This window comes from Streptomyces sp. NPDC048442 (assembly GCF_040651475.1).
In the GTDB taxonomy this organism is placed as follows: domain Bacteria; phylum Actinomycetota; class Actinomycetes; order Streptomycetales; family Streptomycetaceae; genus Streptomyces.
On the sequence record NZ_JBEZKB010000008.1, the window covers coordinates 132,966 to 147,058 of the forward strand.

Annotated in this window: 10 protein-coding genes; 5 read left to right on the forward strand and 5 right to left on the reverse strand. The window is 70.7% G+C overall.

What is annotated here, in order from left to right:
• Positions 1-61: 61 nt before the first annotated feature.
• Both AB0D18_RS14890 and AB0D18_RS14895 read right to left on the reverse strand, forming a co-directional pair.
• A complete protein-coding gene (locus AB0D18_RS14890) occupies positions 62-2,053 on the reverse strand; it encodes a CocE/NonD family hydrolase (protein WP_362417080.1) in 1,992 nt (663 codons plus the stop codon).
• 85 nt (positions 2,054-2,138) lie between these two features.
• On the reverse strand, positions 2,139-3,683 hold the full coding sequence (locus AB0D18_RS14895) for a peptide MFS transporter (protein ID WP_362417083.1): 1,545 nt from the start codon (positions 3,681-3,683) through the stop codon (positions 2,139-2,141).
• A 212-nt stretch (positions 3,684-3,895) separates the two neighbouring features.
• On the opposite strand from AB0D18_RS14895, the gene AB0D18_RS14900 reads away from it, so the two are divergent.
• The 5 genes from AB0D18_RS14900 (at position 3,896) to AB0D18_RS14920 (ending at position 9,268) form a co-directional block, all read left to right on the forward strand.
• Positions 3,896-4,906 carry a polyprenyl synthetase family protein gene (locus tag AB0D18_RS14900; RefSeq protein WP_362417086.1) on the forward strand — a complete coding sequence of 337 codons (1,011 nt, stop codon included), beginning with the start codon at positions 3,896-3,898 and terminating at the stop codon, positions 4,904-4,906.
• Between the two features lie 295 nt (positions 4,907-5,201).
• The gene (locus AB0D18_RS14905; protein ID WP_362417089.1) at positions 5,202-6,488 is read left to right on the forward strand and encodes a DUF2092 domain-containing protein; all 1,287 of its coding nucleotides are present in this window, start codon (positions 5,202-5,204) and stop codon (positions 6,486-6,488) included.
• Positions 6,489-6,559: 71 nt separating this feature from the next.
• The gene (locus tag AB0D18_RS14910; RefSeq protein ID WP_362417092.1) at positions 6,560-7,507 is read left to right on the forward strand and encodes an ABC transporter ATP-binding protein; all 948 of its coding nucleotides are present in this window, start codon (positions 6,560-6,562) and stop codon (positions 7,505-7,507) included.
• Between the two features lie 85 nt (positions 7,508-7,592).
• Entirely contained in the window at positions 7,593-8,483 is an 891-nt protein-coding gene (locus tag AB0D18_RS14915; protein WP_362417095.1) for an ABC transporter permease, read from the forward strand.
• A gap of 197 nt (positions 8,484-8,680) precedes the next feature.
• Entirely contained in the window at positions 8,681-9,268 is a 588-nt protein-coding gene (locus tag AB0D18_RS14920) for a TetR/AcrR family transcriptional regulator (RefSeq protein WP_362417097.1), read from the forward strand.
• Between the two features lie 87 nt (positions 9,269-9,355).
• On the opposite strand, the gene AB0D18_RS14925 is transcribed toward AB0D18_RS14920, so the two are convergent.
• From AB0D18_RS14925 to rarD, 3 genes are all read right to left on the reverse strand, one after another.
• Positions 9,356-10,684, reverse strand: coding sequence for a M28 family metallopeptidase (locus AB0D18_RS14925; protein ID WP_362417100.1), 1,329 nt, complete (start codon positions 10,682-10,684; stop codon positions 9,356-9,358).
• A gap of 433 nt (positions 10,685-11,117) precedes the next feature.
• Entirely contained in the window at positions 11,118-12,749 is a 1,632-nt protein-coding gene (abc-f, locus tag AB0D18_RS14930; RefSeq protein WP_362417103.1) for a ribosomal protection-like ABC-F family protein, read from the reverse strand.
• Positions 12,750-13,059: 310 nt separating this feature from the next.
• Positions 13,060-14,043, reverse strand: a complete 984-nt coding sequence (gene rarD, locus AB0D18_RS14935; protein WP_362417567.1) for an EamA family transporter RarD — start codon at positions 14,041-14,043, stop codon at positions 13,060-13,062.
• Positions 14,044-14,093: the final 50 nt, after the last annotated feature.

Sequence of the window (14,093 nt, forward strand, 5' to 3'; positions counted from 1 at the left end):
GACTTGCGGGAGTGGGGCTGCCCTGTGGGCGGCCCAGCTGCCCACAGGGTGGAGGTACGGGCTAGCTCGCTGTTCGGGGGATGCGGTGTTCCCAGACTCGGTGGAAGACGGTTTCGGTGCCGTCCTTGCAGGTCACCTCGTTGTACGTGAGGAAGTCCGCCGCGTCGCAGGTGATTTCGGAACGGGTCGTGATCTCCACGTCCCAGTCCCTCTCGGGGCGGCGGAGGCGGATCGTCCAGTCCGACCGGGTGTGCGCGGACAGCGGGTCCCGTTCGTTGATCGTGTACGTCTCCAGTGCGTCCTCGGTGAATTCGAGGCCGTCCGGGTAGATCCGCGTACCGCCGTAGCGCGGGTCCACCTCCAGCTTCCACTCGCCCTTGGCCACGTCCCGTACGACCAGGCGCTCGGGTCGCTGGTCGGGGTCGGCGGGGTACTTCACATCCAGCGGAGGCGACTGTTCCGGTGCCTCGAACACGATCCCCGGGTCCTCCGTGTGCGCCCGCACCGGCAGCTCAAGGGACGAGCCCGGCGGGTCGAGGACGAAGCCCGCGGACTGTGCCTGCGGCCAGATCCACGGCCAGTACGCGGAGGAGACGGCGAGCCGGACGCGGTGGCCCGGCGGGAAGGTGTGCCCGACGCCGTTCAGCTCGAACTCGACGTCCTGGGTCGTGCCCGGCTGCCACGCGTCCGCCCGGTCGCGGCCGTTGCGGGCCGAGAGGTTGAGGACGCCCCGGGTGACGAGGGTCGACGATCCGTCGGGTGCCACGTCGCAGAGCCGTGCGATCGCCTGCCCCTTCGGCGCGTCCATGGTCAGGCGGAGGCGGACCTTCGCCCGGCCCAGGATCTCGATGGGCGCGTCCGTCACCGGGAAGTCGAAGCTCGCCGACTTGGCGTCCTCGTCCCGCTGGTCCGGGGGCAGGTCGGAGTCGTTCCCGAACGGGAAGAAGCGGCCCGCGTCCAGCCCCGTGTGCATGGGCGAGTCGACGACGACCGGCGCGCCCTGGAGCCCGTACGAGACCGGGTCGACCAGCGGTGACGGCCATGTGGTGTCGCCGACCCAGCGGCCGGGAAGCTCCGGGTAGGTCGTCGCGGGCGGGTGCGACTCGCTGATCCAGGAGCGGAGGAGGGGCTCCTCCATGACGCCCGTCGTCTCCTCTTTGAGGTGCTGGTCCCACCAGCGCAGGGTCTCCTGCAGGAAGCCGATCGCCGGGCCCGGCGGAAGCCCTCGGTCCGGATACTGGTGCGACCACGGCCCGATCACCCCCCGTACCTTCGACGGGTCCAGGTGCTCGACCAGTCGCAGCACGGTGTCCCGGTACGGGTCGTGCCAGCCGCCGACCGCCAGGACCGCCGCGTCGATCGCCGAGTAGTCCTCGCAGACGCTGCCGTGCCGCCAGTAGCCGTCGCGGGTCTGATGGGCCAGCCAGGTGTGGATGAAGGGGTCCACGGCGTCCAGCCGCTTCAGCCACATGTCCTTCCACCCGTCGCCGACCTGCGCCGGGTCCGGCGGCCTGGACACGAAGGCGAGCATGGTGGCAGCCCAGGCGTGCATGTCCACCGCGAGCAGGGAACCACCCATGTAGTGCACGTCGTTGTCATAGCGATCGTCCGCGGAGCAGACCGTGACGATCGCCTTGAGCGGCTCGGGCGCGAGGGCCGCGATCTGGAGGGAGTTGAAGCCGCCCCAGGAGATCCCGAACATGCCGACCCTGCCGGTGCACCAGGGCTGCTCGGCGAGCCAGTTCACGACCGCGACGCCGTCGGCCAGCTCCTGTGCGTCGTACTCGTCGCCCGGCATGCCCTCGCTGTTGCCGTGCCCGCGCACGTCCACCCGCACCGAGGCGTAGCCGTGCCCCGCGTACCAGGGGTGACGCTGCCGGTCCCGGGGCGCGGTCCAGTCGCTCAGCCGGTACGGGAGGTACTCGAGGAGCGCCGGGACGGGCTCGTCGGTCACCGGCAGCCAGATCCGTGCGTACAGGCGCGTGCCGTCCGGGAGCGGGATCGTCACGTCCTCGCAGGTCGTCACGTACGGGAATTCGGTGCGGATCTGCATGGGAAGTCACCTCGGTGAAGCTCAGTGAACGTGGGACTCGGCGAACGTGGGACTCGGTGAGCGTGGAACTCGGCGGACGTGAAGCTCAGTGGACGGGGTGCATGGTGCGCTTGAGCCAGGGAGCGGCGGCGATGACGGCGAGGCCGGCCGCGACCGCGATGGCTCCGTTGACGCCGAAGTACACGGGGTGGGAGACGTTCCCGTAGAGCTTTACGGTCTGCGCCTGGATGCCGTTGGCGAGCGCGAGGGACAGGAACCAGAGAGCCATGGTCTGGCTGGCGAAAGCCTTCGGGGCCAGCTTGGTGGTGGCCGACATGCCCGACGTCTGGAGCAGGATGTCGCCGAGCCCGAGCAGCAGGTACGAGCCGACGATCCACCAGGCCGCCATCTTGTACGTGTCGCCGGTGTGCCCGGACGTGGGCAGCGCCATCAGCAGGAACGACAGCCCTCCCAGCACCACGCCCAGCGCGATCTTGTTGGACGCGTGCGGCTGCCGCTTGCCCATCCGTACCCACAGGGCGGCGACGACGGGTGCGAGCAGCACCTCGAAGGCGCCGAGCGCGGACGCGTACCAGCTGACCGGGAAGTCGAAGCCGAGGATGTGCGTCTCGGTGTTCGTCGACGCGAGCAGCATCATCGTCGAGTACGCCTGGAACAGGATGAAGTTGAAGGCGACCGAGGCCAGGAACAGCACGATGTACGGCCGCAGGTGCGCGCGCTCGGGGGCGGTCACCCGGGGGCTGCTGAACATCACCGCGAAGTAGACGACCGGCGCGATCACCGAGATCAGCGTCAGTACGTCGACGAAGCGGCCCATGGTCAGCCAGCCGGCCAGCGCGAGCACCGTGGCCAGGGCGGCCACCACGACCAGTCCGCCGACGATCGCCCCTACGGTGCGGCGCATCTTCTCCGGCGGCAGCGCGAACTCGGCGCGGTTCTTGCGCCCGGCCAGGTGGCGGCGCCCGACGACGTACTGGATCAGGCCCAGCGTCATGCCGAGCGCGGCGGCCGAGAAGCCCCAGTGCCAGCCCTTGTGGTCGGCGAGCCAGCCGGTGACCAGCGGGCCGAGGAAGGCGCCGATGTTGATGCCCATGTAGTAGAGGGCGAATCCGGCGTCCCGGCGTTCGTCGGCGGTCTTGTAGAGCTTGCCGACCATGTTGGCGACGTTGGGCTTGAGCAGGCCGGTGCCGGCGCTGATCAGGCCGAGGCCGACCCAGGTGAAGACGTCGGTGGGCACGGCCATCGCATAGTGGCCGCAGGCGATGAGGACGCCGCCGTAGAGCACGGCGCGGTACGAGCCGAGAATGCGGTCGGCGAGCCAGCCGCCGGCCACCGAGACCAGGTAGACGAGCGTGCCGTACGCGGCGCCCAGGGAGGCCGCGTTGCCCGCGTCCATCCCCATGCCGCCGTCGGCGACCGTGGCCGCGAAGAACAGCACCAGGATCGCCTGCATGCCCAGGAACGAGAACCGCTCCCACACCTCCAGGCCCGACAGGGTCATCAGACCCATGGGCTGGCCGAGGAAGGCGGTGTCGTCGCCGGGCGGCGGCCGACCGGGGTCGACGAGTTCGGCCGTCGCACCGGACTTCGGGGACTCGTCGGGCTGAGGGTCGGGCTCTGTGAGTGACAAAGGGCTTACTCCTGGTCGTATCAGCTCACCACGAACATACCGGTGTGATTCGGACGGCGCGCAGGGGGAGTGGGCCGGTGGCGGCCGAGAGAGGGGCGCTGCCGGGGCGGGGGCCTCGGTGATCGAAAGTCGACGGGATAGGCTGACTTGTTGAGTGATGCCAGCGACAGATCGACAATCCGTTTGATCGTCAGCAGACAGGAGTAACCCTCGTGACCGTCGTCGGGCCGTTCGGACTGAGCGTGCGGGACCAGGCTCTTGAGACCGATGTCCAGACCGGACTGGCAGCCGTCGAGGAGGGACTGCTCGACGCGACCAAGAGCGAGGTCCCCTTCATCACGGAGGCCGCGCAGCACCTCGTACGCGCAGGTGGCAAGCGTTTCCGGCCGCTCCTTGTGATGCTGTCCTCGCAGTTCGGCGATCCGTACGCGCCGGGTGTGGTGCCCTCGGCGGTGGTCGTGGAGCTGACCCATCTGGCGACGCTGTACCACGACGACGTGATGGACGAGGCGGACGTACGGCGCGGAGTGCCGAGCGCGAACTCGCGCTGGGGCAACTCGGTCGCCGTGCTCACCGGGGACTTCCTGTTCGCACGCGCCTCGCACATCCTTGCGGACCTGGGTCCCGAGGCCGTGCGGATCCAGGCGGAGGCGTTCGAGCGCCTGGTCACGGGCCAGATCCTGGAGACCGCGGGGCCGCGCGACGGGCGCGACCCGATCGACCACTACCTCGACGTGATGTCGGGCAAGACCGGGTCGCTGATCGCCGTCGCCTGCCGGTTCGGCGCGATGATCTCCGGTGCGGACGAGAGCGTCGTCGACATCCTCACGCAGTACGGCGAGCGCCTGGGCACCGCCTTCCAGCTCGCCGACGACGTCCTCGACATCGCCAGCGACAGCCACGAGTCGGGCAAGACGCCCGGCACCGACCTGCGCGAGGGCATCCCCACGCTGCCGGTGCTGCACCTGCGCGCGATGGCCGAGGCCGAGCAGCGGCCGGAGGACATCGAGCTGTGCGCGATGCTCGACGGCGACCTGTCGGGCGACGCGGAGCTGTCCGAGGCGCTGCACAGGCTGCGCGCGCACCGCGCCCTTGAGCAGGCGCGGCGCGACACCGTGCGGTACGCGGAGGAGGCGCGGGCCACCCTCGCCCCGCTGCCGGACTGCTACGCGAAGTCGGCGATGGCGGAGCTGTGCGACGCGGTGGTGCACCGGGCGGGCTGAGTCCCGCCCGCCGAGCCTGCCCGCCGAGCCCGCCCGCTGAGCCTGCGGGGTTGAGCCCGCCGGGTGCCGTGAGAAGTCGATGTAGGAGCCACTTGCCCTTCCCGCCCACCAGTGGGGGGAGGGACAGGTGACTTCTGTCATCCCGTGGGTGTAGATGAGGTTGCTGCCGAGGGCTGACGCTTTGTGTGCGCCTTTTTGGTCAGATTGACCTCACCACTCCTGACCAATACGGGCGAGAATGGCGGCGCAGGGTGGATGAGTGCAGATGGCCGCCAACCACGGAGGTAGGGCACACATGGCACCGAACGGCACGGCACAGAACACCAGCACCGACGGGACCGGCCCCGTGCGCCGCCGCAAGGCCGCGCGTTACGTCGTCCCGGTCGCGGTGGCGGGGGTGGCCGCGGCGACCATCGGTCTCGTCCCGGCCCTGGCGAGCGCAGGGGACCCGGACCTGCCGAAGATCACCGCGCAGCAGCTCATCGAGAAGATGGCCGCCTCGGACACCCAGCAGCTGTCCGGCACGATCAAGATCAGTACGGACCTGGGGCTGCCTTCCCTCGACGGACTGGCCGGAAGCCTCGGCGGTGCCAAGGGCGGCGGCGAAGGCGGCTCTGGCGCCGACCCGCAGGCCAAGCTGATGCAGCTCGCTTCCGGTACGCACACGCTGCGCGTCGCGGCCGACGGTCCCGACCGGCAGAAGGTCTCGCTGCTGGACGACGCCGCCGAGTACAGCCTGATCCACAACGGCGACGAGGTCTGGGCGTACGACAGCGCCTCGAACGAGGCGTTCCACGCGAAGGCGCCGCAGGACGCGGGCAAGGACGGCGGCAAGCAGCACGGCAAGCGGCAGAAGCTGCCCGAGGGTCTGCCGACCACGCCGAAGGAGTTCGCCGAGCAGGCGCTGAAGGTGGCCGAGAAGGACACCTCGGTGACCGTCGACGGCTCGGCGCAGGTGGCCGGCCGGGACGCGTACCAGCTGCTCATCAAGCCCAAGCAGACCGGCTCGACGGTCGGTGAGATCCGTGTGGCGGTCGACGCCGAGACGGGTACGCCGCTGAAGTTCACGCTGCTGCCGAGCGCGGGCGGCAAGGCCGTTGTCGACGCGGGCTTCACCAAGGTCGACTTCGCCAAGCCGGCCGCGAGCACCTTCGACTTCGCCCCGCCCAAGGGCGCGAAGGTGACCGAGGCCGACAAGCTGAAGGGCCCCGGGGGCAAGAACGACAAGGACCTCGGCAAGGAGTTCGGCAAGGACCTGGAGAAGCAGTTCGGCGGGGGCTTCGGCAAGGGCGGAGCCGGTGGCGTCAAGGTCATCGGCGAGGGCTGGACCTCGGTCGCGCAGATCAACGGCGGAGCCGAGGGCGCCAAGTCCGGTGCGGGTGCCGGGCAGAAGAAGGACCAGCTGCCCGCCGAGGCGCAGGGGATCCTCGACTCGCTGGGCGACAAGGTGACCGGCAAGTTCGGCGAGGGCCGGGTCTTCTCGACCCGCCTGATCAACGTCCTGATGACGGACGACGGCAAGGTGTACGTCGGCGCGGTCACCAAGGACGCACTGGTGAAGGCGGCCGACTCGGCCAAGTAGGACGAGCGGACGACGGGCAGAGGAGTGGGGGCCGGATGGGGGACGAGCCGTCCGTGGCGGACAGATCGCCGGTGACGCCTGTGATTGTCGCGCGCGGGCTCACCAAGCGGTTCCGCGGCGGGCAGCTCGCCGTCGACGGCCTCGACCTGTACGTCCCGGCCGGGAGCGTGTTCGGCTTCCTCGGGCCCAACGGCTCGGGGAAGACGACCACCATCCGGATGCTGATGGGCCTGATCGAGCCGACTTCCGGCTCGGCGCAGGTGCTCGGCGAGCCGATGCCGCGCGCCGCCCGGACCGTACTGCCACGGGTGGGAGCCCTCATCGAGGGCCCCGCGCTGTACGGATTCCTGTCCGGCCGCGACAACCTCGCGCGGTACGACGCCGCGGACCCCACCGCCGACCCGCACACCCGGCGGGCCCGGGTGGCGGCGGCGCTCGACCGGGTCGGTCTTGCCCCCGCAGGGGCCAAGAAGGCGCGGGCGTACTCCCTGGGCATGAAGCAGCGGCTGGGCCTTGCGGCGGCGCTTCCGCAGCCCCGAGAACTGCTCGTCCTGGACGAGCCGACGAACGGTCTCGATCCGCAGGGGATGCGCGAAATCCGCACGCTGGTGCGGGAGCTGGCGGACGACGGCACCACGGTCTTCCTCTCCTCCCACCTCCTGGACGAGATCGAGCAGGTCTGCACGCACGCGGCGGTGATGACCAGGGGCAGCCTGGTCGCCCAGGGCCCGGTCGCCGAACTGGCGGCGGGCGCTCGGGGCCGTCTCGTCGTGACCACCCCGGACCCGGGCGACGCGGCCCGCGTCCTCAAGGAGCAGGGCGTCAGCGACGTGGAGGCCGGCGAGGGCCGGGTCACCGGCAGCGCGCCGCCCGTGGACGCTCCGGGCCCGGACCTCGCCGACCTCAACGCGGCGCTGGTCCACGCCGGGGTCCGGGTCACCGGCTTCGGGGTCGAACGGGCCTCGCTGGAGGACGCGTTCGTGGCGCTGACGGGGGAGGGCTTCGATGTCACGGGCTGAGGGCGAAGCGGTTCGGACTGAGGACGAAGTGGTTCGGGCCGAGGGCGAAGCGGTTCGGGACATTCCGGCGCGGGGGGAGGGTGAGGTGTCACGGGCTGAGGGTGCAGCGCCTTCGAGCGTTCCCGTGCGGGCCGTTCACCGGCTCTGGACGCTGGGGCTGCTCAGGTCCGAGCTGACGGTCACCTTCCGGCGCTGGCGCACGCTCGCGCTGCTGGTGGTGCTCGCCGGCGTACCCGTACTCATCGGCATCGCCGTGAAGATCGAGACCGGCGACGGGTCGTCGGAGATCGACGGTGGCGGCAGCAGCCCCGCCTTCCTCTCCCAGATCACCAACAATGGGCTCTTCCTGGTCTTCGCGGCACTCGCCGCCACCCTCCCGGTGTTCCTCCCCATGGCCGTCGCCGTCGTCGCGGGCGACGCGATCGCGGGCGAGGCGAGCGCCGGGACACTGCGCTACCTGCTGGTCGCGCCCGCCGGACGCACCCGCCTGCTGCTCGCCAAGTACGCGACCACGCTCGCCTTCTGCCTGGTCGCCACCCTCGTCGTGGCGGCGTCGGCGCTCGCGGCCGGGGCGCTGCTGTTCCCGGTCGGGGAGGTCATGACGATCTCCGGCGTCCCGATCAGCTTCGGTGACGGGCTGATACGGGTGGGGGCGATCGCCGTCGCGGTCGCCGCGTCATTGGTCGGGTTCGCGGCCCTCGGCCTCTTCGTCTCGACGCTCACCCACAGTGGCATCGCGGCGATGGCGGCGACCGTCGGCCTGCTGATCACCGTGCAGATCCTGGACACGATTCCGCAGCTCGACGCGGTCCACCCGTATCTCTTCCCGCACTACTGGCTGTCCTTCGCGGACCTGCTGCGCGAGCCCGTCTACTGGGACGAGCTGTGGAAGAACCTCGGCCTGCAGGGTGTGTACGCGGCGGTGTTCGGCTCGGCGGCCTGGGCGCGGTTCACCACGAGGGACATCACGGCCTGAATGCCTGAAGGGGGACGTACGGGCCGGGCCCGCACATCCCCCTCCGGCGCGCGGGACCGGCCCTGAGCCTGCGTCGTGTCGAGCCGTCCCCCGATGCGACTCGACACGACACGGACCGTTCCCCCTCGGGTGGCTATTGTTGGAGCCTGCCGTTCCGCTGTCAACACGCGAGGAACGGCGACGGCTACACTCCCCGCGTGAGCGCGACGCCCAACCCGCAGCGACGCAGCGAGAAGTCCCGGCAGGCGATCCTCGCGGCCGCCATCGGCCTGTGCACCGAAAAGGGGTACGGGGGCGTCACCGTGGAAGCGATCGCGGCCCGAGCCGGCGTCAGCAAGAAGACGATCTACCGCTGGTGGACGTCCAAGGGTGCCGTGCTGATGGAGGCCGTCGGGCAGGGGACCGACACCCACGCGCCGTTCCCGGACACCGGGGACCTCGTCGCCGACATGTACACCCAGATGACCGGGGCGGTGCGACAGCTCACGACGCCGCCCTTCGGCCCCGCGTACATCGGCATCCTCTCCGAGCTGCACCACGACGAGGAGCTCACCCGGGCGGTCCACGAAAAGTTCATCAACCCGCGCTTCAACGCCGCGGTCGAGCGGCTCAGGAGCGCGCAGCGCCAGGGCGCGCTGTCCGAGGACGCCGACCTGGAACTGGCGGTGGAGCTGCTCTACGGCCCGCTCTACTACCGGGTCGTCCTGCGCAAGCCCATGTACACCCCCGACCGCATGGCGGAGCTGGTAGGCCATGTGCTGCGGACGCTGGACTGCCGCCCCTGACGCGGTAGTCGGCGCGTGTCGGGGGCGGCAGGGTCTTCAGCGGTTCTTCAGCGGTTCTTCAGCGGGACGGTGCTTCTGCGGCTGCTGCTAGAACGTGAGCTTCCAGCTGTTCAGCGTGCCGGAGTCCTGGGCGGCAACGTCCTGGACGCGCAGCTTCCACACCCCGTTCGCGGCCTCGCTCGACGCATCCACCGTGTACGTCTCGACGATGTTGTCCGCCGAGTCGTTGCTGCTGGAGTTCTTCAGCCGGTACGCGGTTCCGTCCGGGGCCAGCAGGTCGATGACGACGTCGCCGCGCCAGGTGTGCGTGGCGTTCACCGACACTTTGAGCGCGGCGGGCGCGTTGCCCGTACGGCCCGCGACGGTGATCGGCGAGGTCACGGCGGCGCCGGCGTCGGGAATCGCGACGGCGGTGGTGCTCTCGTAGTCCGTGCCGGTCGGGGGAGTCGTGCCGCCGGCGGACAGCGTCCACAGTGCGTACGCGACGGCGTCGCTGTTGCGGTCGAGAGCGGTGTCGTTGATGTTCGTCAGGCTGTCGCACGACGAGTGGTAGCAGCGGTCGAAGGCCTGACCGGAGGTGCCACCCCACTTCTGGGCCTGCGCGGCGGTCTTGGTGTAGTCGGCGCCGGAGAACAGGCCGCCGACCGGTATCCCGACGTTCTTGAACGGGGCGTGGTCGGAGCGGCCGTCGCCCTCGGTCTCGATCTCGGTCGGTATGCCGAGGCCCGCGTAGTAGTCCTTGAAGGTCTTCTCGATGGTCGGGTCGTCGTCGTAGACGAAGTAGCCGGGGTTCGGCGAGCCGATCATGTCGAAGTTGAGGTAGCCGGCGAACTTCGCACGGTCGGTCGCGGTCAGTTTGGAGACGTAGTTCTTGGAGCCGAGCAGCCCCAGCTCCTCCGCGCCCCACCAGCCGAACCGCAGGTGCTTGTCCGGCTTCAGCTGCGCCCTGGACACCGCGAGCGCGGTCTCCAGTACGGCGGCCGAGCCCGACCCGTTGTCGTTGATCCCGGCCCCGGAGGTCACGGAGTCGAGGTGTGCGCCCGCCATCAGGACCTTGTCGGGGTTGCCGCCCGGCCAGTCGGCGATCAGGTTGTAGCCGGTGGCGCCGCTCGCCGTGAAGGTCTGGAGCGAGGTGGTGAACCCGGCCGCGTCCAGCTTGGCCTTCACGTAGTCGATGGAGGCCTTGTAACCGGGGCGGCCGTGCGCCCGGTTGCCGCCGTTGGCGGCGGCTATGGAGGAGAGCTGGCTGAGGTGGGCCTTGACGTTGGCGAGAGGTATGTCGGGCGCGGCCGCCGCGGCCGTCGTACGTACGGGAGCGGCGGCGGTGGCACCGGCGGTGGTCGCGAGCAGTCCGGCCACGGCGAGAGCGGCGACGGCCGCGACCCGGGTGGTTCTGCTGCGGTGGGAAAGCGTCATGTGGGGGCTCCGGATTTCCGAACGGGGACGGGACGGAACGTGCGGGAAATGGCCGAACGGGTATGACTCGCCAGGCTTTGAGCAGTGACGCGTGCGCTGTGCGTGCCTGATGTTCAGCGAGAGTTCGCCTCACAGTCAAGGGCGTAATCCGGTCAGGGCCGTTCGGATAGCGGACTTGATCCGTCAAAGACGGTCACCGGCCGCTATACGGACGCTCCGATAGGGGTGCGGGGCTGAATCGATATGCGGCTCCGCCGCGCGGGCGCGACCAGCCACGCCGCACCCGCACGACGCCCACGCCCGCCTCATGTTGCACCCGCACGACGCCCACGCCCGCCTCATGTTGCACCCGCACGACGACCGCGCCCGCCCCACGCCGCACCCGCACGACGGCCGCGCCCGCCCCACGCCGCACCTGCACGACGGCCTCGTCTCAGCCCGTGGCCACCACTCGCCCCGCCTCCAACTCCAGCCTCGTCCCCGCGAATCCGCTCCGGAACCGCCGGTCGTGCGAGACGACCACCACCGTCCCCGGGTAGTCGGAGAGGGCCTCCTCCAGTTCCTCCACCAGGCTGAGCGCGATGTGGTTCGTCGGCTCGTCGAGCACGAGGAGGTCGGCGGGCCGGGACACCAGCCGGGCCAGCTCCAGCCGCCGCCGCTGCCCGATGGACAGCGCGGCCACCGGAACCCCCAGGTCGGCCGCCCGGAACAGCCCGAGTCCGAGCAGTTCGTCCTCGTACTCCTCGGGGAAGCCGGGCCGTCCGGCCGCGAACCCCGCCAGGAGGGTTCGCCGGTCGGTGGTCGCGGCCAGCTCCTGCCGGAGATGGCCGAGCCGCTCCGGCCGTACGACGGTGCCGGTGTCGGGAGCCAGATCACCGGCCAGTACGCGCAGCAGCGTGGACTTGCCCGCACCGTTCGGACCGGAGACCAGCAGCCGTTCCCCGGCCTTGATGCTCAACTCCGGTACGTGCAGCCGACCGCCGACCGCGACGTCCTTCAACTCGGCGAGAACGTCCGGCTGTTCGCTCTGCCCGTCGGTCACGCTCAGTTTCACGTGAAACCGAAGCGGTACGGGCGGAGCCGGTACGGGCGAGGCCCGCAGCACCTCCAGCCGCTGGCGGGCCGCCCGCACCCGCCCCGAAAGCTTGGCCTCGCTGGACCTGCGGTGCTTGCCGAAGCCCTGCCCCGGGTCCTTGCCGGTGGCGGCGAGCCGCTGCCCGGACGCCTCGACCAGCGCCTCGGTGTGTGCCAGCTCGTCGACCCATTCCTGGTGTTCCTGTACCCACCGGCGCCGGGCGGCGGCCTTCGCGGTGCGGTAGCCCTCCCACCCGTCGCCGTACCGGCTCACCGCCCGCAGGTCGCGGTCCACCTCCAGGACGGTGTCCGTCACCCGCTCCAGGAAAGCGCGGTCGTGCGTGACGGCGACGACGGTCCCTCGGTGGGCGCGCAGCTGGTCCTCAAGCCAGGCGGTGGCATGCCGGTCGAGGTGGTTCGTCGGCTCGTCGAGCAGCAGCAGCTCGGGAGCCGCCGCGAGTACGCAGGCGAGGGCGAGCCGGGACTGTTCGCCGCCGGAGAGCGAGCCGAGGACGCGGTCCCGGGTGATCCGCGCGAGCCCGAGCCCGTGCAGGGCGGCGTCGACGCGGGCGTCGGCCTCGTAGCCGCCCCGGTCCTGGTACGCGGCGAGCAGCTCGCCGTACGCGTCGAGCCCGGCGGGCGTGGCATCGCCGAGCAGGGCCTCGGCATCCCGGATCGCGGCCTCCAGCGCGCGCAGCTCGGCGAGCGCGGAGTCGACGGCGTCCTGGACAGTGAGGTGCGGGGCGAGGTCCAGGGTCTGCGCGAGGTGCCCGACGCCGCCGGGGAAGACGACGGTCACTTCGCCGTCGTCGGGCTGCTCGGTGCCGGCGATCAGCCGCAGCAGGGTGGACTTGCCTGACCCGTTCTCCCCGACCACACCGGCCTTCTCACCGGGGCGGAGGGAGAGGGAGACCTGATCGAGGACGACACGGTCGCCGAAGGCCTTGGAGACGTTGCGGAGGTTGAGCTGGGCGCGGTGGGTGCGGCGCATGGTGATTCCCCTGGGTACGAAGTTCTGCACGCTTCTGCGGACCTGAGGGCGCGCGAACGTCCGGCGGGGCGGGGGCCTCAGCCACTCGCACACACGCCGCGTCCGCGCGGAGAATCACAGAAAGAAGTAGTGCCTACCCATGCCCCGACCCTAACCCGCCCCGAACCGTGCCGTCTCGCCAATTACGGGGGGCTGCGGGGCGGGTGGTCGTCGTGCGGGTGCATCGTGGCTGGTCGCGCAGTTCCCCGCGCCCCTAAATGCCTGCCCCTTACCCCGCTAGCCCTCTTGGGCAGCGGGGCCGCCCCCCGCCCTACTTCCCCTCCGCCCCGGCCACCGCCTCCGGCTCGGCAACCGGAATCGCAACCCCTGCTGCCGCCGCCGCTACTGCCGCCGCCCCCCGAGCCACCGCCGCCCCCCGAGCCGTCCTCACCGCATCCCAGGTCAGCAACGTCAACGCCACCCACACCAGCCCGAACCCGGCCCACCTTTCCACCGGCATCGCCTCGTGGAAGTACAAGATCCCCAGCACGAACTGGAACACGGGCGCCAGGTACTGCAGCAGCCCCAGCGTCGACAACGGCACCCGTATCGCCGCCGCCCCGAAGCACACCAGCGGTATCGCGGTCACGACACCCGTCGCCGCGAGCAGCGCCGCATGCCCCGTCCCGTGCGCGCCGAACGCGGCGGAGCCGGACGTTCCCAGCCACACCAAGTACGCCATCGCGGGCAGGAACTGGATCGCGGTCTCGGCGGCCAGCGACTCGAGCCCGCCCAGGTTGACCTTCTTCTTCACCAGCCCGTACGTGGCGAACGAGAACGCCAGGACGAGCGAGATCCACGGCGGCTGCCCGTACCCCACCGCCAGCACCACGACCGCCGCCGCACCGACCCCGACCGCCGCCCACTGCACCGGCCGCATCCGCTCGCCGAGCAGCAGGACGCCCATGGCGATGGTGACCAGCGGGTTGATGAAGTAGCCGAGGGACGCCTCCACCACGTGGCCGGAGTTCACCGACCAGATGTACAGGCCCCAGTTGACGGTGATGACGGCCGCGGCGACGGCTATCAGACCGAGCTTCTTGGGCTGCCTGACGAGTTCGCGGACCCAGCCCCAGCGCCGTACCACCAGCAGCGCGACGGCCACCACGGCCAGCGACCACACCATCCGGTGGGCCAGGATCTCGATCGCCCCGGCCGGCTTCAGCAGCGGCCAGAAGAGCGGGACGACGCCCCACATTCCGTACGCCCCGATGCCGTACAGCAATCCCGCCCGCTGATCCTTCTTGCTCTCCAACGACAACGACATCGACACCGACACCGGCCTGGCCTCCCGCCCGGAACATG

What these genes read in the sequence shown, in the direction of transcription:
- AB0D18_RS14905 (WP_362417089.1), top strand. Translation starts at nt 5,202, where the DNA reads ATGGCACCGAACGGCACGGCACAGAACACCAGCACCGACGGGACCGGC.
- abc-f (WP_362417103.1), bottom strand. Translation starts at nt 12,749, where the DNA reads ATGCGCCGCACCCACCGCGCCCAGCTCAACCTCCGCAACGTCTCCAAG.
- AB0D18_RS14925 (WP_362417100.1), bottom strand. Translation starts at nt 10,684, where the DNA reads ATGACGCTTTCCCACCGCAGCAGAACCACCCGGGTCGCGGCCGTCGCC.
- AB0D18_RS14890 (WP_362417080.1), bottom strand. Translation starts at nt 2,053, where the DNA reads ATGCAGATCCGCACCGAATTCCCGTACGTGACGACCTGCGAGGACGTG.